20 protein-coding genes are annotated in these 21,538 nt (G+C 60.8%); 6 read left to right on the forward strand and 14 right to left on the reverse strand.

Features of this window, described 5'->3' with window-relative positions; genetic code table 11:
* Positions 1 to 47 precede the first annotated feature (47 nt).
* Positions 48 to 464, forward strand: a complete 417-nt coding sequence (locus tag ACIGEK_RS04015; protein ID WP_397492057.1) for a hypothetical protein — start codon at positions 48 to 50, stop codon at positions 462 to 464.
* An 82-nt stretch (positions 465 to 546) separates the two neighbouring features.
* On the opposite strand, the gene ACIGEK_RS04020 is transcribed toward ACIGEK_RS04015, so the two are convergent.
* From ACIGEK_RS04020 to ACIGEK_RS04035, 4 genes are all read right to left on the reverse strand, one after another.
* Complete coding sequence (locus tag ACIGEK_RS04020; RefSeq protein WP_397492058.1) at positions 547 to 1,902, reverse strand: 8-oxoguanine deaminase; 1,356 nt, start codon at positions 1,900 to 1,902, stop codon at positions 547 to 549.
* Between the two features lie 169 nt (positions 1,903 to 2,071).
* On the reverse strand, positions 2,072 to 2,527 hold the full coding sequence (locus ACIGEK_RS04025) for a GNAT family N-acetyltransferase (protein WP_397492059.1): 456 nt from the start codon (positions 2,525 to 2,527) through the stop codon (positions 2,072 to 2,074).
* A gap of 58 nt (positions 2,528 to 2,585) precedes the next feature.
* Positions 2,586 to 3,572 carry an asparaginase gene (locus tag ACIGEK_RS04030; protein ID WP_397492060.1) on the reverse strand — a complete coding sequence of 329 codons (987 nt, stop codon included), beginning with the start codon at positions 3,570 to 3,572 and terminating at the stop codon, positions 2,586 to 2,588.
* Positions 3,573 to 3,651: 79 nt separating this feature from the next.
* Complete coding sequence (locus ACIGEK_RS04035; protein WP_397492061.1) at positions 3,652 to 5,100, reverse strand: alanine/glycine:cation symporter family protein; 1,449 nt, start codon at positions 5,098 to 5,100, stop codon at positions 3,652 to 3,654.
* 152 nt (positions 5,101 to 5,252) lie between these two features.
* Between ACIGEK_RS04035 and ACIGEK_RS04040 the strand changes: the two genes are divergently transcribed.
* The 3 genes from ACIGEK_RS04040 (at position 5,253) to ACIGEK_RS04050 (ending at position 7,518) form a co-directional block, all read left to right on the forward strand.
* Positions 5,253 to 6,071, forward strand: coding sequence for a helix-turn-helix domain-containing protein (locus ACIGEK_RS04040; RefSeq protein WP_397492062.1), 819 nt, complete (start codon positions 5,253 to 5,255; stop codon positions 6,069 to 6,071).
* A gap of 77 nt (positions 6,072 to 6,148) precedes the next feature.
* Positions 6,149 to 6,541 (forward strand): MAPEG family protein, encoded by a 393-nt coding sequence (locus ACIGEK_RS04045; protein ID WP_397492063.1) that lies wholly within the window; start codon positions 6,149 to 6,151, stop codon positions 6,539 to 6,541.
* A 32-nt stretch (positions 6,542 to 6,573) separates the two neighbouring features.
* The gene (locus ACIGEK_RS04050) at positions 6,574 to 7,518 is read left to right on the forward strand and encodes a LysR family transcriptional regulator (RefSeq protein WP_397492064.1); all 945 of its coding nucleotides are present in this window, start codon (positions 6,574 to 6,576) and stop codon (positions 7,516 to 7,518) included.
* On the opposite strand, the gene ACIGEK_RS04055 is transcribed toward ACIGEK_RS04050, so the two are convergent.
* From ACIGEK_RS04055 to ACIGEK_RS04070, 4 genes are all read right to left on the reverse strand, one after another.
* Positions 7,515 to 8,312, reverse strand: coding sequence for a hypothetical protein (locus tag ACIGEK_RS04055; RefSeq protein WP_397492065.1), 798 nt, complete (start codon positions 8,310 to 8,312; stop codon positions 7,515 to 7,517). The genes ACIGEK_RS04050 and ACIGEK_RS04055 overlap by 4 nt on opposite strands.
* 182 nt (positions 8,313 to 8,494) lie before the next feature.
* Positions 8,495 to 9,163, reverse strand: a complete 669-nt coding sequence (locus ACIGEK_RS04060) for a GNAT family N-acetyltransferase (RefSeq protein WP_397492066.1) — start codon at positions 9,161 to 9,163, stop codon at positions 8,495 to 8,497.
* Between the two features lie 12 nt (positions 9,164 to 9,175).
* The gene (locus ACIGEK_RS04065) at positions 9,176 to 9,619 is read right to left on the reverse strand and encodes a GNAT family N-acetyltransferase (protein WP_397492067.1); all 444 of its coding nucleotides are present in this window, start codon (positions 9,617 to 9,619) and stop codon (positions 9,176 to 9,178) included.
* Positions 9,616 to 10,266 carry an FMN-binding negative transcriptional regulator gene (locus tag ACIGEK_RS04070; protein WP_397492068.1) on the reverse strand — a complete coding sequence of 217 codons (651 nt, stop codon included), beginning with the start codon at positions 10,264 to 10,266 and terminating at the stop codon, positions 9,616 to 9,618. Before ACIGEK_RS04070 ends, ACIGEK_RS04065 begins: the two co-directional genes overlap by 4 nt.
* A gap of 91 nt (positions 10,267 to 10,357) precedes the next feature.
* On the opposite strand from ACIGEK_RS04070, the gene ACIGEK_RS04075 reads away from it, so the two are divergent.
* Positions 10,358 to 11,857, forward strand: a complete 1,500-nt coding sequence (locus tag ACIGEK_RS04075; protein ID WP_397492070.1) for a PLP-dependent aminotransferase family protein — start codon at positions 10,358 to 10,360, stop codon at positions 11,855 to 11,857.
* Here ACIGEK_RS04075 and ACIGEK_RS04080 read toward each other — a convergent pair.
* The 4 genes from ACIGEK_RS04080 to aspA form a co-directional block, all read right to left on the reverse strand.
* Positions 11,854 to 12,609: a substrate-binding periplasmic protein gene (locus ACIGEK_RS04080; RefSeq protein WP_397492071.1), complete on the reverse strand. Its 756-nt coding sequence runs from the start codon at positions 12,607 to 12,609 to the stop codon at positions 11,854 to 11,856. The two genes, ACIGEK_RS04075 and ACIGEK_RS04080, sit on opposite strands and share 4 nt — an antisense overlap.
* A 106-nt stretch (positions 12,610 to 12,715) precedes the next feature.
* Entirely contained in the window at positions 12,716 to 14,140 is a 1,425-nt protein-coding gene (locus ACIGEK_RS04085) for an alanine/glycine:cation symporter family protein (RefSeq protein ID WP_397492072.1), read from the reverse strand.
* A gap of 450 nt (positions 14,141 to 14,590) precedes the next feature.
* Positions 14,591 to 15,844, reverse strand: coding sequence for a dicarboxylate/amino acid:cation symporter (locus ACIGEK_RS04090; RefSeq protein ID WP_397492073.1), 1,254 nt, complete (start codon positions 15,842 to 15,844; stop codon positions 14,591 to 14,593).
* A gap of 164 nt (positions 15,845 to 16,008) precedes the next feature.
* Complete coding sequence (gene aspA, locus ACIGEK_RS04095; protein ID WP_397492074.1) at positions 16,009 to 17,433, reverse strand: aspartate ammonia-lyase; 1,425 nt, start codon at positions 17,431 to 17,433, stop codon at positions 16,009 to 16,011.
* 238 nt (positions 17,434 to 17,671) lie between these two features.
* On the opposite strand from aspA, the gene ACIGEK_RS04100 reads away from it, so the two are divergent.
* Complete coding sequence (locus ACIGEK_RS04100; RefSeq protein ID WP_397492075.1) at positions 17,672 to 18,577, forward strand: LysR substrate-binding domain-containing protein; 906 nt, start codon at positions 17,672 to 17,674, stop codon at positions 18,575 to 18,577.
* A gap of 27 nt (positions 18,578 to 18,604) precedes the next feature.
* Here ACIGEK_RS04100 and ggt read toward each other — a convergent pair whose 3' ends face one another.
* A complete protein-coding gene (gene ggt, locus ACIGEK_RS04105) occupies positions 18,605 to 20,278 on the reverse strand; it encodes a gamma-glutamyltransferase (protein WP_397492076.1) in 1,674 nt (557 codons plus the stop codon).
* 117 nt (positions 20,279 to 20,395) lie between these two features.
* Positions 20,396 to 21,508 carry a polyamine ABC transporter substrate-binding protein gene (locus tag ACIGEK_RS04110; RefSeq protein ID WP_397492077.1) on the reverse strand — a complete coding sequence of 371 codons (1,113 nt, stop codon included), beginning with the start codon at positions 21,506 to 21,508 and terminating at the stop codon, positions 20,396 to 20,398.
* Positions 21,509 to 21,538 lie beyond the last annotated feature (30 nt).

Here is a 21,538-nt window from a genome sequence, read left to right on the forward strand (position 1 = left end):
CGGGCCCTGCATTAATCGAATTGCCTAGCCCATGGAGGGCTGCAACCATGCAAAATTTTCTCAATAACCACAAAAATATCGCCGCTTGCATCCTGCTTGCCGCATTGTGCGCAGGCAGCGTATCGCCGGCGCAGGCCGAAGACGTTGCCAAGGGCATGCTGATCGTACGCGGAGACGCGCACGCCTTCGGCCCGAATAAAGATGGCAACTACAAGAACGAGGAGCGCGATATTAATGATCGGTTGGTACAAGTTTCTGCGCTTTGTGCCAACAGTGGCAGTCAGAATGCCACCGCGCTAATTGCGACCGATACCACTCGGGTCTGGGGTGGCTACATGAGTGGCAACACGACCACCGTGATCAAGTTCGGCGGCCATGTGGTCAAGGATTGGCAAGAGGGCAATCCGAACCACTGCCTGATTAATGGTCTGACGCTGAGCCAGATCAAAGGCATGTGGCACTGATACGGGCGATAAAAAAGACCGGCTCTTAGGCCGGTCTTTTTTCGCCTGGTGTTTGGCACCTGGCCCGTGCCTGGGTGATGGACTAGCCGGCTATCAGCTCCTTGGCTGCCTGACGGTGATCGGCGATCAGCTTGGCCACATCCAGGCCCTCGATCTGCCCGTCGATCACGCGCCACTGGCCGCCAATCATCATCCGGTCGGCCTTGTCGGCGCCGCACAGCAGCAATGCCGAGATTGGGTCGTGGCTGCCGGAGAAGCGCAGTTCGTCGAGCTTGAAGAAGGCCAGGTCGGCCTGCTTGCCCACCGCCAGTTCGCCAATATCGCTGCGCCCGAGCAGCTTGGCTGAACCCTTGCTGGCCCAGCCCAGCACCAGTTCCGGGGTGATTTTCTCGGCACCGTAACGCAGGCGCTGGATATACAGGGCCTGACGCGCTTCGAGGATCATATTGGAGGCATCGTTGGACGCCGAGCCATCTACACCGAGGCCGATTGGCGCACCGGCGGCTTCCAGGTCGAGGGTCGGGCAGATGCCGGAGGCCAGGCGCATGTTCGAGCTTGGGCAGTGGCAGATGCCGGTGCCGGCTGCGCCGAGGCGTTCGATTTCATCCGGGTTGAAGTGGATGCCGTGGGCCAGCCAGGTACGCGAGCTGAGCCAGCCGACACTGTCCAGATAATCCACGGTGCGCAGACCGAAGCGCTGCAGGCAGAAGTCCTCTTCGTCGAGGGTTTCCGCTAGGTGGGTGTGCAGGCGCACGTCCAGTTCCTCGGCCAGCTCGGCGCTCTGGTGCATGATTTCCTGGGTCACCGAGAACGGCGAGCAGGGCGCCAGGGCGATCTGGATCTGCGCGCCGTCGCCACGCTGGTGGTACTGCTGGATCAGGCGCTGGCTGTCGGCCAGGATCACTTCGCCCTGTTGCACGGTCTGTTGCGGCGGCAGGCCGCCGTCGGCTTCGCCCAGGCTCATCGAGCCACGAGTGAGCATGGCGCGCATGCCCAGTTCGCGCACCGCTTCGACCTGCACGTCGATGGCGTTTTCCAGGCCACCGGGGAACAGGTAATGGTGGTCTGCGGCGGTGCTGCAACCGGACAGCAACAGTTCGGCCAGGGCGACTTTACTGGCCAGCGCGAGTTTCTCTGGGGTCAGGCGTGCCCACACCGGATACAGGGTTTTCAGCCAGGGGAACAACGGCTGATTGACCACCGGGCCCCAGGCGCGGGTGAGGGTTTGATAGAAGTGGTGGTGGGTGTTGATCAGCCCCGGCAGAACCACATGCTCGCGGGCATCGAAGGTCTGATCGCAGGGCAGGGACGGCTGTTGGCCGGCCTTGAGCAGTTCGCTGATTACCCCGTCTTCAATCACCAGGCCGCCGGCGGCGTCGAGGGTGTTGGCGGTAAAAATAGCGAGGGGATTCTTGATCCAGATACGTGTAGCAGCCATTGAGTTGGCTCCTCTGAAGGTGGGTTCAGGTTAGCCAGCTCAGTGTTTACCCTGTCTGCTGATCCAGGTGCGCGGGCGGCTTAGTGGCCGGGCGTGGCGCAGAAGATAGCGCCGTAATTTACCTGCGGCAAGACCACAGCCAGAATTTCTGACCAGAAGGTCAGGGGGCTTAAAAGAGTTTACGGTACTGGATAAACCCCGAGCGCTCGGCGATGCGCTCATACAACAGCATGGCCTTGCTGTTGCTTTCGTGGGTCAGCCAGTAGGTGCGCGAGCAGCCATGGGCCTTGGCCTGTTGGTAAACGTGCTCGATCAGCTTGCGACCTGCGCCGCTGCTGCGCACATCCTTGCTGATAAACAGATCCTGTAGGTAGCAGTAGTCGCCAGTGGTCCAGGTTGAACGGTGGTAAATCCAGTGCACCAGACCAATGGCCTGGCCGTCATGCCAGGCCATTGCCGCGTTCATCGGTTCGGCCGGATCGAGGAAGCGCTGCCAGGTGGTGTCGCTGGTCGCAGCGGCAATATCGGTCATATAGAAACGCTGATAGCCCTGCCACAGCGGTAGCCAGGCGGCATGATCGGCGTCGGTTATCGGGCGGATTTCGACGGGAATGCGGATGGGCATGCTGGCAACCTCGTTGGTTTAGTAAAGCCCTTACAGCCTAGCTGCAAGAGCCCAGCCTTCAATCGGCGCGTTCACCACAGACATCCAGCGCAAACCAGCGTTCCACTTCGGCTTGAGTCAGGCCCGCCCCTAGCAAGGCGAACAGCTTGCCTAGAGCCGCCTCACGGGTCATGCCGCCAGCGGAAATCAGCCCGGCGCTGGCCAGTTGACTGCCGGCGGCATACACGCCGAACTCGACATGGCCGTGCGGGCATTGACTGATCGCGGCCATTACCACGCCCCGATCATGCGCAGCCTTGAGCGTGCCGAGCAGTTCGGCATCATCCGCTGGCCCGGTGCCGCTGCCATAGCATTCCAACAGCAGGCCTTGTATGCCGCTGTCGAGCAGGGCGCGTACATGGCTGGACTGAATGCCGGGGTAAAACGGCAGTACGGCCAGGTTGACCGGCTGGCGCGGCTGGCGATAGTCGATGCTGGCGGGGATGTTTTCGGCGCGCGGGCTCTGGCGCTGGCGCGGCAGCACGTGGAAGGCGTCGAAGGCATCGCTGCGCAGCTTGCTGACCCGTGCGCCATGCAGCAGCGCACCATTGAAATACAGGTGCACACCTGGCGTTACGCCGGCCTGCAGTGCGCGCATGGCGCCGAACAGGTTGCCCCAGGCATCGCTGCCTTCGGCTCCGGCCGGCAGCATCGAGCCGCTGAGAATGACCGGCACCGATAGACCGAGCAGAAGAAAGCTCAGAGCCGCGGCGCTGTAGGCCAAGGTGTCGGTGCCGTGCAGCAGCAATACACCGTCGCAGCCGTCCTGCTCGATACCGGCGCGAATTGCCGCGACCATCGCCAGCCAGTTGTGCTGGTTCATATTGGCACTGTCGATTGGCGGCAGCAGCTCGGCAAAAGACCATTGTGGCAGTGGTTGAGCTTCCAGCCGTTGCTGGTTGCGCAGGCGTGCTTCGAAGCCGGACGCAGGTGCCAGGCCTGTAGCGCTCATTTGCATACCGATGGTGCCACCGGTGTAGAGCACCAGGAGTTTTTTGCAGCTCATCAGGGGTCTCCCTGTTTTCATTGTTCTTATAAGAAAACAGGGGGCCAAGCCCCCTGTTTTTTACAGCCTGTGCAGCGTGTTAGCGCTGATGCACGCTGTTACCGATTTCCGCATGGCTCGCCTGCGCCGGGGCGCTGTGCGACTGAGCAGCCCAGACCGCTGGGTCGAGGTCGAGGTCGGCGAAGTTCTTCGCGTCCAGCACCGGCGACTCAATGCCTGCCTTGATCTGGCTGTCGTAGTCGCGCATCAGGCGCAGACCAACCTTGAACAGCAGGGCCAGGGCAACCAGGTTAGCGATGGCCAGCAGGCCCATGGTCACGTCCGCGAAGGCGAACACAGTGCCCAAATCCTGTACCGAGCCCCAGAGTACCAGAGCAATTACCAGTACGCGGTAGACCAGCACTGGGCCACGCTTCTTGCTGAAGAAGCCCAGGGCGTTCTCGCCGAGGTAATAGTTGTAGATCAGGGTGGTGAACACGAACATCAGCAGGGCGACGGTGACGAACACCCGGCCCCATTCGCCGACCACACTGGCCACGGCGGTTTGGGTCAGGACTACACCGGCGATGTCCATGCCTGGCTGATAGACGCCCGACAGCAGGATGATCAGCGCGGTGCAGCTGCACAGGATGATGGTGTCGATAAATACGCTGAGCGACTGCACGATGCCCTGTGCAACCGGGTGCTTGACCTCGGCAACAGCCGCGACGTTCGGCGCACTCCCCAGACCGGCTTCGTTGGAGAACAGGCCACGCTTCACGCCCATGATGATGGCTGCGCCGATACCACCGGCAAATGCAGGCTCAAGACCAAAGGCGCTCTTAACGATCATCACCAGGGTTGCCGGGATGGCGTCAACGTTGCTGCCAATCACGAACAGCGCCATGGCGATGTAGGCAAACGCCATGACTGGCACCAGCACGTCGGCGAACTTGGCGATACGCTTGATGCCGCCGAAGATGATTAGACCGATCACTACGGTCAGGATCAGGCCGCTGACATAAGTCGGCATGCCGAAGGTGTCATGCATTGAGCTGGCAACGGTGTAGGACTGCACCGCGTTGAAGCCGAAGCCGAAGGTCACCAGCAGCAGGATCGAAACCACGATACCCAACCAACGCTGGCCGAGGCCGTGCTCAATGTAGAACGCTGGGCCGCCGCGATAGCCGCCGTCAGGTTCACGGCGCTTGTACAGCTGCGCCAGGGAGCACTCGAAGTAGCTGGTGGCCATGCCGACCAGGGCTACGACCCACATCCAGAAGATTGCACCAGGGCCGCCGAGCATGATGGCGACGGATACACCGGCGATGTTGCCGGCACCGACGCGACCGGCTACCGAGAGCATCAGCGCCTGGAACGAACTGAGCTGGCCGGGCTGGCGCTGGAAGGCTTCAGCGAAGATACGGAACATGCTGCCGAAGTAGCGAAACTGAACGAAACGCGAGGCGATGGTGAAGTACAGACCAAGGCCGATCAGCATCACGATCAGGAGTTTGCTCCAGATCAGGTCGTTGAGAATATCGAGCATGGCAGTGATGTCTCTCTTGTTGTTTTGTGAAGGAAATATGGCTGGGGCCGAATGGTTGAGCAGACGCGGTTGTCGTGCAATTTCGCGGGTGGCGGCGAGCTGATGCGAGTTGATGCTAGAATCGCGCCGCTCGCATCACCTGGAAATTCCTCATGTCCGACTACCTAGGGCTCAATCTCAAGCTGTTGTGCAGTCATTACCGCTCGATTGCCGAGGTATGCCGCAAGCTCGCAATCAACCGGGCCCAGTTCAATAAATACCTCAACGGACAGAGCCGGCCGACGGCCTACAACCTCAAGCGAATCTGCGATTTTTTCGGGGTTGAAGCCTACGAACTGAGCCTGCCCGCCGAGCAGTTCGCCGACCTGATCGGTGCACGCAGCGGCAGTCAGGAAGCGCGGATTAGCAGCGACCCTTTGCTGGAGTTTTTTCAGCCCTTGGGCGAGCACTCCAGCAGCCTGTCGCGCTACTGCGGTTACTACTTTGAGTACGCCAACTGCATGTCGGTGCCGGGGCAGATTCTGCTCTCGCTGGTGCAGCTGCGTGAGGAGCGCGGCAGCTTTCTGTTCGAGCGCCAGGAGCGCCAGGAACCTTCGCGGGCAGCCAGTGGCAAGGCGGAAGACTGGGTGCGCTGCCGTTACCTCGGCGCGGCGTTTTACCTGCAGGATCGGCTATTTCTGATCGACTACGAGTCGCTGACCGGCAACGAGATGACCCAGACCATCCTGATTCCCAGCTTTAAAAGCCGCATCAGTCGCCTCAACGGTTTGAAAACCGGAGTGTCCAGCGGCGACCTGCGCACGCCAGCCTGCACTCGGGTGGTCTGGGAGTTTCTCGGCAATGACATCAATCGGGTTAATGCCTACCGTCAGGTGATGCTCTACAGTCCGGATGACCCACGCATTGATGCCGACATTCGTCAGCGCCTGGCCGGGGCGCAAATTCGCAATGGCTTGTTCGAGATCGAATAAGTCGCTCAGCCATTGTTGTGACTGTGCGTTAGCGTTGAAGTGTTCCACCCATAAAAACCATAAATCGGAGCCGCACCATGACCCCGCTACTGCAAGTCGTTGTCTGCATGACTCTGTTGACCTTCGTTGCCATCGTGCTCGGCGCCGTACTGCGCAACCGGGAATGGACGCTGCAAGGCATGCAGGCCGGTCTAAGCAACCGCGATAAGCTGCCCACCGCTACGCCCATGGGGGCGCGTGCCGAGCGCGCCGCAGCCAACACCAAAGAAAATTTCATCCTGTTTCTGGCCTTGGCCCTGACGGCGCACTTGGCCGGTGTCGGCGAACAAGCGCTTTTGGGCGCACAGGTGTTTATCTGGGCGCGGCTGGTGTATCTGCCCGTCTACATACTGGGCATTACCTATCTGCGCAGTGCCGTCTGGGTGGCTGGCATCGTTGGGCTGGCGATGATGGTCCTAGCGCTAGGTTAAGCAGCCTTCAACACGAGTGGACTGACTCAGACATGGATCAATTACGCGCACTGCGAATACTGAGCAAAGTGGTTGCAGAGGGCAGCTTCGCGGCGGCGGCGCGCACGCTCGATCTGGCCCCTGCGGTGGTGACGCGGGCGGTAGCCGATTTGGAGCAGCACCTGGGCGCTCGCTTGCTTAACCGCAGTACGCGCAGTCTGGCGTTGACCGAGATTGGTGAGACTTACCTGCTGCGCGCCAATACCATTCTGGCGCAGCTGGATGAGGCTGATGCCCTGGCGGGTAACGCCACCCGCCAGCCCAGCGGTAACCTGCGCGTCCTCTGTCCGCCTGCGTTTGCAGTGCACCAACTGGCCGCTGCACTGCCAGACTTTCACCGGCGCTACCCACACATCAGCCTGGAAATTGCCGCACCAGGGCCGGTGGATGTGGCCGATGAGAATTTTGATGTGTCGATTCTGTCCATCGGCCAGCAAGGGCTGCAGGGCGATTTCGTGGTGCGGCCACTGGCCAGTTCGCGCTTTATCATCTGCGCAGCGCCAGGCTACCTGGCCGAACATGGTTGCCCGCAAACACCTGAAGACTTGCTTACGCATCACGGCTTGCTGCCGGCGGTCTCGGCTCTGCGCCGTGAGCTGACCCTGTATCGGCAGGGCTCGGCAAGCACCACTGCCGATAGCGTAACCCTGCCATTGCCTGCTGCTGTGCTCTCCACCCAGCAAATAGAGCTGATTCTGGCCGCCGCACTGGCTGGCTTGGGGGTGGCTGGCTTGCCGTCGTTCGTCGCCGCGCACGCGCTGCGCGAGGGTCGTCTGCGGCGCGTATTAGCGGATTGGCACGGCACCACACTCAACCTGTATGCCGCCATGCCAACCCGTAAACACGTACCGGCCCGTACCCGGGCATTTGTCGACTTTCTTGTGGAGCGCTTCGGCGGCGATTTGCTTGACCCCTGGTTGCCGGCAGAGTCAGCCTAGCGATAGCGGGCTGCCACGCTTTCATACTCCACTCGCGCATCCAGGTCCTTCAGGCTGCCGTCGACTTCGTGCAGCGGCGGCACCCGTCCCGTGTAACGCAACACCGTCTTGCGCTCGTTATCAAACACCACCTGCAGCGGCGCAATAAACCAGCGGATCAGCAGGTTGCTCGGGGTAATCGTGAAGCGGGTTTCGCTGGCCGAGTGTTGCTCCAGGCGTACGGTAAAGCCGTAAGTCTGCTTCTCCTTGAGCACGATAAAACGGATCGGTACCTCCTGCCCGTCTTGCAGCTGTGCCCAGTGACTCAAAATAAAGCCGTGCAGTGTGGGCCCGGTGACTGCCGGGGCATCAAGCGATTCTTCGGCACGGCTGACGTTGCCATTGTCATTCAGCAGGTAGTGCAGCGTCCGGCCATCACCGCTGACCTCGACGGCACCGCTAAACCCAGACTGGCGGTTCTGCGTCGTGAACCGCTGCAATTGGTAATCATCGCTGGCCTGCGCGGTTTCAGCGATCAGCAGCTGACCTTCTGGATTACGGGTCAGGTGCGCTGCCGTCAGGCCTGTTGGCCCGGTCAGCAAACGCCGCTCATAGCGGAACAAGGGCTGCCCATCAGGTTCCGCCAGCGCATAGGTGGTGCCGCGATAAATCAGCTCTCCCGCTAATTCGGGTTGCGTTTCCAGCGCCTGTAAACGGCTCGTGCTGGCGCTGTCCAGTGCCGCCTGGGCTTGGCCGGCAGTCAGCAGGAGCGCTGTTAGTAGGCTGTAGGTGATGCTCTGTACGTGAGTCTTCATGGCCACACTCGATTCGCTCAGTTACCGGGAGGTGGCCACTCTAGGTGTGAGGCGGCATGGCAAACAGTAGCGGTTGAGCAAGACACTGTTGCTGGATTGGCAATAACAGCGTTGCGCCTAGCTGGATCGTTACAGCTGATCCAGCCCGGTGACAGTCGCTCTGTGTGAGATCGAGGTATCGGTCAGTGACGCAGTGCGCTGAGCTGCTGGCCATTGGCGTCGAAATTATCCGCTGCCAGCCAGCGCTCATAGTTGCTGGCCAGGGCTGGCCATTCGCTATCGATGATCGAATACCAGGCGGTGTCGCGGTTGCGGTCCTTGAACACCCGATGCTGACGGAATAGCCCTTCGTAGCTAAAGCCGAAGCGCTCGGCGGCGCGCTTGGAGCGTGCGTTATCGTTGTTGCACTTCCATTCCAGGCGGCGGTAGCCGTTGTTGAAGGCCTGCTTGGCCAGTAGATAGATCACCTCGGTAGCCTGCACGCTGCGCTGCATCACGCGGCCGAAGCAGACATGGCCGATTTCGATACTGCCATGCTCCGCGGCGATGCTCAGGTAGCTGAGTACGCCCTGCACCTGGCCGCTGCGTTGTTCGACCACCGCGAAGAACAGCGGGTCTTGGCTGGCGGCATTGCGGCTGAGCCAGGCATCGAAGTCAGCGCGTTCGTTGAAGGGGCCGTAGGGCAGGTAATCCCAGAGCAGCGGGTCGGCGTCCGGTCCTTGCAGGGCTTGCCAGAGGTCGTCGCCATGGCGTGCTGGGTCCAGCGCTTCGAGGCGCACAGTGCGCCCTTGCAGAGTGTCGTGGCTGGGCGCGGCAACGGCTGTCCAGTTGAGGTGCGGCGTAAGGCTCATGGGGCGGTCCTATTAGAAGAGTTTGCGGTATTGCAGAAATCCGGAACGCTCGGCGATGCGCTCGTACAATTGCATGGCGTCTGTGTTGCTTTCGTGGGTCAGCCAGTGCACCCGTGAAGCGCCGGCGGCGCGGGCTTGAGCATAGACATGCTCGATCAACTGGCGACCGACACCACTGCCGCGCAGGCCGCCGGTGACAAACAAATCCTGCAGGTAACAGCTGTGCTCCACCGACCAGTTGGATCGGTGGAAAATCCACTGCACCAGGCCCACAGCCTGACCGTCACACCAGGCCAGGGCTGCATGGGTGGGTTCGCTCGGATCGAGAAAGCGTTGCCAGGTTGTGGCGCTGACCTCGGCGGGCAACTCACTTTGGTAAAACTGCAGGTAGCCCTGCCACAACGGCAGCCAGACTGCGTGGTCAGCGGCGCTGATTGGGCGAATTTCAATGTTCATAAGGCCTCCTTGGCTGGGTGATCGTTGCGCATCTGTGCTGCCAGCTCGCGGTCGCGCGCGTCGCTGCTGGCGGTCAGGCCCTCACGTACGCCGACTTGATCGGCGCTGCTGCGGTTCTGCCCGAGTTTCCATTTACCTTCAAGGCGCTTAATCGGTAGGGCGAAGCCGACGATGGCGCGCAGCATGCTGTCGATGTACTCACGCGGCGCATCGCTTACCGCCCAGGGTTGCGGGCGCTCGGCTTCGTGCAGCGCGCTGAGGCGGCTGACCAGTTGCAGCAAGCGCTCGGCGTCGTCGAATACCTCAGCGCGGCCATGGGCCTGCACGCTGATGTAGTTCCAGGTCGGCACCACCTTGCCGTGCTCGGCTTTGGCGGCGTACCACGACGGGCTGATGTAGGCCTCCGGCCCCTGAAAAATCACCAGCACTTCGCTGTCTTCGGCCAGGTCGCGCCACTGTGGGTTGGCGCGAGCGAAGTGACCGTAGAGCGTGCCGTACTCACCTTCGTCAGGCACTAACAGCAGCGGTAGGTGACTGGCGAGCAAGCCCTGGCTGCCGTGGCTGACAAGCGTGGGCAGGCGGCAGGCGCGCATCTGCTGGTGCAGCGTGGCGAGGTCGTCCTGACGAAAGGCGGCGGGCGTGTACATAGGTAAGCTCCTGGCGAGATGGAGCCATGCTAGGTGGTGTATTGGTCTGTTGTAAGATCCATTTCTTGCGACTTCGTTGGAGCCAATTTCTATGCCTGCCGCGTCTGCACCTCCATTACCGGTGGACCTCTCCGGTATCCGCCTCGACCCGCAGCAGGGGCTGGCGCGTCAGCTGTATCAGGCGTTGCGTGAGCGCATCCTTGATGGTCGCCTGCAAAGCCGCACGCGGTTGCCGGCGAGTCGCGACTTAGCGCAGCTATTGGCGATTTCCCGCAACACCGTGACCCGTGCCTTCGACCAGCTCTACGCCGAGGGTTATATCGAAGGCCGCACGGGTGACGGCACGTACGTTGCTGAGCTGAGTGCGGTCAGCCGACCCGTGCCGTTGGCGACTAAACCGGTGGCGCAGAGTGCCGCGCTAAAGCGGCTGCAGCAACATCACCTGAGCCCAGCGCTGAGCGGCCCGCCACGGGCGTTTCGCGTCGGCGTGCCGGCCTTTGATCTGTTTCCGTTCGAGACCTGGGCGCGTTTGTCGGCGCGCTTCTGGCGCAAACCCTCGCCGGCGCGGCTGGGTTATGGCGACCCGGCCGGCGACTGGCAATTACGCGAGTTGATCGCCGCCTACCTGCGCAACAGCCGTGGCTTGCACTGCGATCCGGCGCAGATTGTGGTCACCAGCGGCGCTCAGCAAGCCATCAGCCTGTGCGCGCAGTTATTGGTGACGCCGGGTGATCGAGTAGCGGTGGAGAACCCCGGTTACCGTGCTGCGGGTCATGCCTTGGCGGTGGCTGGCGCGCAGCTATGCGGCGTGGCGGTGGATGCTGATGGCTTGGACACCGCCGCGTTGGCGCAGGTTGAGGGCTGTCGGCTGGTCTACCTGACGCCGTCGCATCAGTATCCCACCGGCGTCACCCTGTCGTTGGCGCGGCGCCTGGAGTTGCTGGAGTGGGCCGAGCGAAATGACGGCCTGATCATCGAGGACGACTACGACGGCGAATACCGCTACAGCGGCACGCCATTGGCACCGCTCGCCGCCCTCGACCGGCAGGGCCGGGTGCTCTACGTCGGCACCTTCTGCAAGATCGCCTTTCCGGCGCTGCGCCTCGGTTATCTGGTGCTGCCGCCGGCGCTGGCCGAAGCTTTTGCCCAGCGCCGCGCCGTGGACATGCGCCATTCCGAGATTGGTACCCAGGCGGTGATGGCTGAATTTATCGCTGCCGGGCACTTCCAGCGGCATATCCGCCGCATGCGCGCGGCCGCTCGCAGTCGGCGTGATGCACTGCTGGCAGGATGGCCTGTTGACGTGCCGGGCTGCGCGCCGCTGCCGGTGGTGGAGGCCGGTTTGCACCTGTGCGTGCGGGTCGACAGCCTGCCCCGCGAGCGCCAACTGATCGCCGCCGCTGAGCGCGTCGGCGTTGAGTTGAACGGGCTAAGCAGTTATTGGCTGCCGGACAGCGCCACCCCCGAGGATGCGCGCGCCGGCCTGGTGCTGGGCTTTGCTGCAGTCCCTGAGGCGCAGATTGACCAAGCCTTACAGCAACTGCGTAAGGCTTGGCATCTGGACGTGGCAGGCTCGGGGCGTGGGGTTTAGCACTGCTCCGGGTGCTGGGCGCAACGGCCGAAACCTTCTGTACGCATCTGTTCCAACGCCGCTTGCAGGCGTGTGACAACTTCGTCGGGGGTGTCTTTGTTGAGTGCCAGGTACAGCTCTGAGGTGTTGAAACTGAGTACGACTTCCAGGTCGCTGACGCCCTGCTCACGTGCATAGACGCGCCAGACCGGATCGGAGGTGGCCCACAGGTCAATCTGCCCGCGTTGCAGCTTGCGGATGTTTTCCTGGTCGCGCAGGGCGTTCTGCGTGGTGAAGCCCAGACGCTCCAGATGTTGGCTGACGGCCGCACTCTGGTAGGCGCCGATGCGATAGGTTTTTGCCGACTCCAGGTTAGCAACGACTGGGTGTTGGTCTGTGCGTCCGACCAGCACACTCTGATACTGGGCAATCGGGCCGACCCACTTGAACAGCGGCTTGCGCGCCTCGCTCATGGAGGTGGAGAACAGGCCGTGGTTGGCCTTGGTCATGGTCTGTTGGTAGATGCGGTCCCAGGGGAAGCGCAGGGTCAGGCTGTAATCGATGCCCGCGCGCTTGAACATCTCGCGCACGATATCGGCGCTGATGCCCTTGATATTGGCGTCGCGAGCGAAGTTTTTGCCGTTCTCGGCCATGTTAAAGGGTGGGAAGTTTTCAGTTAGCAGCACCATCTTGTAGTCAGGCGGCAACTGCGCCTGACTAAGGGGGCTGAACAGCAGGCAGGACAACAGCGCGGTGCAAAGGAAATGACGCATGGTCTGGCACTCCACTTGTACGGAGAGTCCCGCGCCTGCCAACTGGCCGCGCGGGGCCTATGACATAAACAACAACGCCCAGGCCAAGGGCCTGGGCGTATTCAGATCAACGCTGTTGGTGCGCGTTGAGCGGGGGCTGGTTTGGCGTGTGCTGCCAGACAGCGGGGTCGAGATCCAGGTCGGCAAAGTTCTTCGCGTCCAGCACCGGCGACTCAACGCCGGCCTTGATCTGGCTGTCGTAATCGCGCATCAGGCGCAGACCAACCTTGAACAGCAGCACCAGGGCGACCAGGTTGCAGATGGCCAGCAGGCCCATGGTCACATCGGCGAAGGCGAACACCGTACCGAGATCCTGTACCGAGCCCCAGAGGACCAACGCCACCACCAGCACACGGTAGACCACCACCGGGCCGCGCTTCTTGCTGAAGAAGCCTAGGGCGTTTTCGCCGAGGTAGTAGTTGTAAATCAGGGTGGTGAACACAAACAGCAGCAGCGCCACGGTAACGAACACCCGGCCCCACTCACCGACAACGCTGGCGACAGCGGTCTGGGTCAGCACGACGCCGGCCATCTCGGTGCCCGGCTGATACACGCCGGACAGCAGGATGATCAGCGCGGTGCAGCTGCACAGGATGATGGTGTCGATAAATACGCTGAGCGACTGCACGATGCCCTGTGCAACCGGGTGCTTGACCTCGGCAACAGCCGCGACGTTTGGTGCACTACCGAGACCTGCTTCGTTGGAGAACAGGCCGCGCTTCACGCCCATCAGGATTGCCGCGCCGATACCGCCGGCAAATGCTGGCTCCAGACCGAAGGCACTCTTAACGATCATCACCAAGGTGGCCGGGATGGCGTCAACATTGCTGCCGATTACGAACAGCGCCATGGCGATGTAAGAGAAGGCCATCACCGGTACCAGTACGTCAGCAAACTTGGCGATGCGCTTGATGCCACCGAAGATGATCAGACCCATTACCACGGTCAGAATCGCGCCGCTGGCATAGGTCGGCAGGCCGAAGGTGTCGTGCATCGAGCTGGCCACGGTGAACGATTGCACGGCGTTGAAGCCGAAACCGAAGGTCACCAGCAGCAGGATCGATACGACGATGCCCAACCAGCGCTGGCCGAGGCCGTGCTGAATATAGAAGGCCGGGCCACCACGGTAGGTGCCGTCGTCTTCACGGCGCTTGTACAGTTGCGCCAGGGAACATTCGAAGTAGCTGGTGGCCATGCCGACCAGTGCTACGACCCACATCCAGAAGATTGCGCCAGGGCCACCGAGCATGATGGCGACGGATACGCCGGCGATGTTGCCGGCACCGACACGACCTGCCACCGAGAGCATCAGTGCCTGGAACGAGCTGAGTTGACCCGGCTGGCGTTCAAAGGCCTCGCCAAGGATACGGAACATGCTGCCGAAGTAACGAAACTGGACGAAACGCGAGGCGATGGTGAAGTACAAGCCAAGACCGATCAGCATCACGATCAGCAGCTTGCTCCAGATCAGGTCATTGAGAATATCGAGCATGGGGTCTCTCCCTTTTTTGTATTTATCGGGGGATTAATGATGATGACGCCGCAGCGCCGCCCGGGTAGGGCGACGCTGGCGGACGGCACGGGTGTTCCGTGTGCTGGGAGCCTGTGCAGTCGGTCGGTGGCGAGGGTTGTGCGCCGACACAGAAACCCCGCGACGGCTAATGGCATGCCATAAACCGCCGCAGGAAGATTCGCCACCGAGCCGACTGAACGGGCTATTCAGGCACTAGGGCAGCGGGGATGGCCTGCTGCCTGGCGGAGAGAGACGACCGGGGTCGAATGCGTTCATGGGGTCACCCTGTGTGGTTGTTTTTATTGGTATGCCCTGGATGCCGGTAGGCATCTCGTTGGCTGCCGGGTCCTGCCGGCAGTGCCGCTGCGCCGGGTTGGCGCAAAAGCCCCGCACGTCCGTGTGCGGGTGTTGCCCGTGAGCAGCGCCGCGTTATTGCACGTTGTCGCTGTTATAGATGCTCTGATCCAGCTCATTCTCGCTGCGGCCGACCAGGGTGGTGGTCATCAGGTCACCGGCCACATTCACCGTGGTGCGGGCCATATCGAGGATGCGGTCGATACCGGCAATCAGTGCCACGCCTTCCAGCGGCAAGCCCACCGAGGTCAGTACCAGACCAAGCATGATCAGTCCCGCGCCCGGTACGCCGGCGGTGCCGATCGAGGCCAGGGTAGCGGTGAGGATAATCATCAGGTACTGGCCGCCGTTGAGGTCGACGCCGAAGGCTTGGGCAATAAACAGCGCCAATACACCTTGATAGATAGCGGTGCCATCCATGTTGATAGTGACACCTACCGGCAGCACGAAACCGGCCACACCTTGCGATACTCCAAGGTTCTTGCGCGCACATTCAATCGACACCGGCAGGGTGCCGGCGCTGCTTGAGGTGCTGAAGGCCACGGCCAGAGCTGGCGCTACACCTTTGAAAAAACGCAGCGGGCTGAGGCGCGCGAGCATGGCCAGCAGGCCGCCATACACCAGCAGCATATGGGCGATGCTGGCTAGGTAAATGACGCCGATTACGCTGGCCAATGGCAGCAACACTTCAATGCCGTGGGAGGCGACCACACCGGCGATCAGGGCAAACACGCCGATAGGCGCGCAGCGCATCACCAGGTCGGTGAGTTTGTAGAAGACCTCGGCCAGGCTGTCGAACAGCTTGACCGCTGGTGCGGCTTTTTCGCCAATCAGATTCATGCTCACGCCCAGGGCGATGGCGAACACGATGATCTGCAGAATATTGCCCTCGGCGAAGGCTGTTACCGGGTTGGTCGGCACCAGGCCAACCAGGATCTGCACTAGAGAGGGTGCCTGCTTGGTTTCCTGGATGCCGCTGGCGACCATGTTCATGCCTTCGCCTGGCGCAAACAGGGCACCGAACAGCAAGCCAATGCTTACCGCAAATGCGGTAGTGACCAGGTAGATTGCAATGGTTTTAACGCTGATGCGGCCGAGTTTGGCGCTGTCACTCATGGCGGTAATACCGGCCACCAGCGAAACAAACACCAGCGGCACGATAAGCATCTTGATCGCATTGAGAAACAGCGTGCCAATGGGCGCGAGCACCAGTGCGTCGGCCTTGAACAGCATGCCGGTAAGTACGCCGAGGCCAAGGCCAATCAGGATTTGCTGCCACAGCGGCATGCGCCGCAGGAAGCCTAAGGAAAAGGTAGTGCTCTGACTCATGGTTATCACCCGAATTATCGTTATTGTGGGGCTGTCTATGCAGCCTTGAGCGGTGCCGCACACTAGACAGGGCGGCAAACTCTGTACCCGGCATCAAGGCCTGATACATGGCTAAAAAAACGCGCCGGTCCTTGCGGAAGCGGCGCGTTGTATTGCTCTGTTGATCAGCCTGCTAGCGGTACCAGACGCGGCGCGATCATGTTCTCGGGACGGAGGATGTCGGCCAGCTCGGCGTCGCCCAGCAGCTTCTCCTCGCGCACCAATTCCAGCACGCTGCGACCACTTTCCAGTGCGACCTTGGCGATGCGTGTGGCGTTTTCGTAGCCGATGTAAGGGTTGAGGGCGGTGATCAGGCCGATGGAGTTTTCCATCAACTCGCGGCAGCGTTCTTCGTTGGCGGTGATGCCGTCGATGCACAGCTCACGCAACATATCCATGGCGCGGGTCAGCAGGCGGATCGAGTCGAAGATCTTGTAGGCGATCAGCGGCTCCATCACGTTGAGCTGCAGCTGGCCGCCTTCGGCTGCCATGGTCAGGGCCAGGTCATTGCCGATCACTTCAAAGGCCACCTGATTGACCGCTTCCGGGATGACCGGGTTGACCTTGCCGGGCATGATCGAACTGCCCGGTTGGCGTGCCGGCAGATTGATCTCGTTGATCCCGGTGCGCGGGCCGCTGGACAGCAGGCGTAGGTCGTTGCACATCTTCGACAGCTTGACTGCGGTGCGTTTGAGCATGCCGGAGAACAGCACGAAGGCGCCCATGTCCGAGGTGGCTTCAATCAGGTCGGCGGCCGGAGTCAGCGGATGGCCACTGATGATTGCCAGGCGCTTGACCGCCAACAGCTGATATTGCGGATCAGCGTTGATCCCGGTGCCAATCGCGGTGCCGCCCAGGTTCACTTCGGTGAGCAGGGTTGGGGCGAGCAGCTTGAGGTGTTGCAGGTCTTCACTCAGGGTGGTGGCGAAGGCGCGGAACTCCTGACCGAGGGTCATCGGCACGGCGTCTTGTAACTGGGTGCGGCCCATCTTCAGCACATGGCTGAACTCCAGCTGCTTTTTCGACAGCGATTGGATCAGCTTGTCCAGGGCAGTGAGCAGGCTGTCGTGGCCGAGCAGCAAGCCCAAGCGGATGGCGGTGGGGTAGGCGTCGTTGGTCGACTGCGCCATGTTCACGTCGTTGTTCGGGTGCAGCTGTTTGTAATCACCTTTCTCAAAGCCCATGGCTTCAAGGGCGATGTTGGCGATGACTTCGTTAGCGTTCATGTTGGTCGAGGTGCCGGCCCCGCCTTGAATCATGTCGACCACGAACTGATCGTGGAACTCGCCTTGAATGATGCGTGCGCAGGCAGTGCTGATCGCGGTGTGCTTGGCAGCAGACAGATGGCCCAGCTCGCGGTTGGCGTCGGCGGCCGCCTGCTTGACCATGGCCAGGGCCACGACCAGTTTCGGGTAATGCGACAGCGTCACGCCGGACAGGCGGAAGTTCTGCACGGCGCGCAGGGTCTGAATGCCGTAATAGGCGTCAGCCGGGACGTCGAGGGTGCCGAGCAGGTCTTTTTCGAGGCGAGTGGATGCAGCAGCGGACATGATCAAGGTCATCTCAGGAAATGCGGCATATGCCGCGATGTCCCGTAGGTTATGGGGTGCGGCCTGATACTGGCCAATGCTGTTAAACGCTGGGTCATGCATAATCGGCATAACGTTGGCGTGACGCCGAATTGTCGGCGGACGTAGGGTGGAGGCGCGTTACCCCTCCACCACACCGTATGTGGTCAGGCGGGTGGATAAAAACAGCGTTATCTACCCTACATAGGCAGGAGTGACGATGAACCTCGAAAGCAAATGGCTGGAAGACTTTGTCACCCTGGCCGCCACCCGCAGTTTCTCCCAGGCGGCGCAAAAGCGCTTCGTTACCCAGCCGGCGTTCAGTCGGCGTATTCGCAGCCTGGAAAATATGCTCGGCCTGACCCTGGTGGATCGCAGCTGCACGCCGGTCGAGCTGACCGAGTCTGGCCAGCTGTTTCTGGTCACGGCAAGGAGCATGGTCGAGCAGCTGGGCGAAGTGGTGCGTCACCTGCATAACCTCGAAGGTCAGCAGGGTGAGGTGATGCAAATCGCCGCTGCGCACTCGCTGACTTTGGGCTTTTTCCCCGAGTGGATTGCCCGTTTGCGCCGTGAGGGTTTACCGCTGACCACTCGGCTGGTTGCCACTAACGTCGGTGAGGCGGTGCACTCGCTACGCGAAGGCGCTTGCGATCTGATTCTTGCCTACTACGACCCGGACGCTGCGCTACAGATGGATCCGGAGATATTTCCCTCGTTGCACCTGGGCCGTACCGAGATGTTGCCGGTCTGTGCCGTGGCTGAGGATGGCGCGCCGCTGTTTGATCTCAACAGTGGTCAGAGCGTGCCGCTGCTGGCTTATACCGCTGGCGCTTTTCTCGGGCGCTCGGTGAATTTGCTGCTGCGTCAACGCGCGCTGCGTTCGACCACGGTGTACGAAACGGCGATGGCCGACAGCCTGAAAAGCATGGCGTTACAAGGTATGGGCGTGGCGTGGGTGCCGCGCTTATCAGTGACTGCCGAGCTGGCGCGAGGCGAGTTGGTGGTGTGCGGTAATGAGCAGTGGCAGGTGCCGCTGGAAATTCGCCTGTACCGCTGCGCTTTGGTACGCAAGGCTTCGGTGCGCCTGCTCTGGCGCAAATTGGAAAGTGGCGAGGTCGGCGCGTAACCGACCTCGCCCGAGGTGCTGGCGGGTTTAGCGGGGGACCACCTGGCCAGTGCCGCGGCCGCGTGGGTCAGAGGCGGTTTCCAGGCTGCTGCCGGTAACCTTGATCGCTTGAATATCGCCCATGTTCCAGCCTTGGTCTTCAAGGGTGTAGCCCATGCTTGTCAGCTCATCGGCAACCTTGCCAGTGAGTGGCGCGTAGGCATCGTAATAAATGGTGTCTTTCGGCAGGAGCTGGTGATGCACACGTTGTGCGTCGATGGCTTTTTGCAGCGGTAAGCCAAAGTCATACACGTTGTTCAGCACCTGAAAGATCGAGGTGAAAATACGCGAACCACCGGGTGTACCCAGAATCAGACTGACCTTGCCGTCGCGGGTGACGATGCTTGGGCTCATCGATGAGAGCATGCGCTTACCCGGCTCAATGGCATTGGCGTCGCTGCCGACTACACCAAAGGCATTGGCGATGCCGGGTTTGGCGCTGAAGTCGTCCATTTCGTCATTGAGCAGGAAGCCTGCGCCCTTGACCACCACACCGCTGCCGTAATCCCAGTTAAGGGTGTAGGTGTTGCTTACCGCATTGCCATCGGCATCGATGATCGAGAAATGCGTGGTCTGGTGGGTTTCCAGGCCGGGGCGGACTTTCTCAGTCGCCGAGATGGCTGCTGGGTTAACTTCAGTCGCGCGTTTGGCAATGTAGGCAGGGTCGACCAGTTGTTTGACCGGTACATCTGAAAACTCGGGGTCGCCCAGGTAGTCAGCACGGTCAGCGAATACGCGTTTTTCGATTTCTGCCAGCAGATGAATGTAGCGGGCGGAGTTGAGTTCAACCCCTTTGAAATCGGCCTCACGCTGTTCTTTGATGCCGATCAACTGGGCTAGGGCGATACCCCCCGAGCTTGGTAGCGGTGCGGTGTAGAGGGTGTTGCCTTGCCAGTCGACACGCATGGGCTCGCGCCATTCTGCGCGATAGCTATGCAAGTCGTCGGCACTGATCAGGCCGCCATCGTGCTGCATTTGTGCCACTAACAATTCGGCGGTTTTACCCTGATAAAACTCTTTGGCACCGTTGGCGGCTATGCGCTCTAGGGTTTGCGCCATTTCAGGTTGTTTGAAGATTTTTCCCTGCTGCATGCTGCCGAAGTAATCAGCAAAGTTGGTCTGGTTGTTGAACAGCGCCAGCGCGTCTTCGCGGTATTGGTATTGCTGTTCGGCCACGGTGAAACCATTGCGGGCATAACCAATAGCTGGGGTCAGCAGTTCGCTCCACGGTAGTTTGCCAAAGCGTTGGTGCGCTTCCCATAAGCCCATCACTGTGCCGGGTACGCCGGCGGCTTTAGCGCCAACCATGGTGCTGTTTTCGATCACCTCGCCCTTGTCGTCCAGGTACATGGTTTTGCTAGCGGCTTTGGGGGCCACTTCGCGGTAATCAATAAAGTAGGGCTTGCCGCCCATAAACAGGGTCATAAAACCGCCGCCACCGATGTTGCCGGCTTCGGGGTAGGTGACTGCCAGGGTAAACGCCGTTGCCACCGCAGCATCCACCGCATTACCGCCCGACTTGAGCACTTGGGCGGCGACTTTGGCGCCATATTCGTCTGGTGCGGCGACCGCGCCACCTTCGAGTGGCACGGCCAATACGCAGGTACTGCTAGCAGCCAGAATGGCGGTTGCGAGCAGCGTAGAGCGAGCAGTCAATTGCATGCTTAATCCTCAGATTCTTATAGTGTGTATAAGCCCCACTAGCGTTTCACCGTGGTGAGTGGTGCTTCGCTAGCGAGGCTTGAGGGTATTTCAGCTGTTAGCCAAGTGTCAGTGCTATCACGTACCGGACTTGATGGTGTTCCATACGCGGGTGCGTACGCGCTCAACCTTTTGCGGCAGCGGTTGCAGCACGTAGAGGGTTTTCTGCGCTTCGGTGGTTGGCGTCAGGCCGGGGTTGTCGCGGATTTCCGCAGCCACCAGCGGCATGCCGTCTTTGTTCGGGTTGGGGTAGCCGAGGAAGTCGCTGATCGGCGCAATGACCTTGGGGTCGAGCAGGTTGTTGAGGAACTCATGGGCTTCAGCAACGTTCTGCGCGCTTTTTGGAATGGCGAAGGAGTCGTACCACAGCGGTGCGCCTTCTTTCGGCAAGCGCCAGTCGACCACCACGCCGTTGCCCGCTTCTTTGGCGCGGTTGGCGAACTGGTAGAAGCTACCCGAGTAACCGATGGCCACGCAGATGTCACCGTTGGCGATATCGGTCATGTACTTGGCGGAGTTGAAGTAGGAGACGTAGGGGCGGATTTTCAGCATCAGCGCACTGGCTTTCTCGTAGTCCTCAGGCTTGGTGCTGTTGGGGTCGAGACCCAGGTAATGCAGGGCAATCGGCAGAATTTCACCAGGCGAATCGAGCATGGCCACGCCACACTGCTTGAGTTTGCTGATGTTCTCTTCCTTGAAGATCAGGTCCCAGCTGTCCACTGGCGCATCGGTACCGAGCGCTTCTTTGACTTTGTCCGGGTTGAAGCCGATCAGCACCGTGCCGTACATGTAAGGCACGGCGTATTGGTTGCCGGGGTCGTTGGCGGTTATCAACTCGAGTAGGCCAGGGTCGAGATGTTGCCAATTAGGCAACTTGCTCTTGTCCAGTTTCTGGAACACGCCGGCTTTGATTTCGTTCTCGAGGAAGGTGTTAGTGGGCACCACCAGGTCGTAACCCGAGTTGCCGGTTAGCAGCTTGGCTTCCAGACCTTCGTTGGTGTCGAAGATGTCCCAGGTCAGCTTGATGCCGCTGTTGGCGGCAAAGTCTTTGGGCACCGAGGGCAGCATGTAGTCAGCCCAGTTGTACACACGCAACTCGCGCTGCGGTGTTGCCGTTTCGGCCTGCGCGGCGCTGGCCAATATAGTTGCACCACAGATTGCGCTGGTGAGCAGGGTTTTGATTGTTTTCATGGTGGTCACCCTTGGGTCATTTAAGGAGGG

The sequence above is a fragment of the Pseudomonas sp. NPDC079086 genome (assembly GCF_044542155.1).
Classification (GTDB): Bacteria; Pseudomonadota; Gammaproteobacteria; order Pseudomonadales; family Pseudomonadaceae; genus Aquipseudomonas.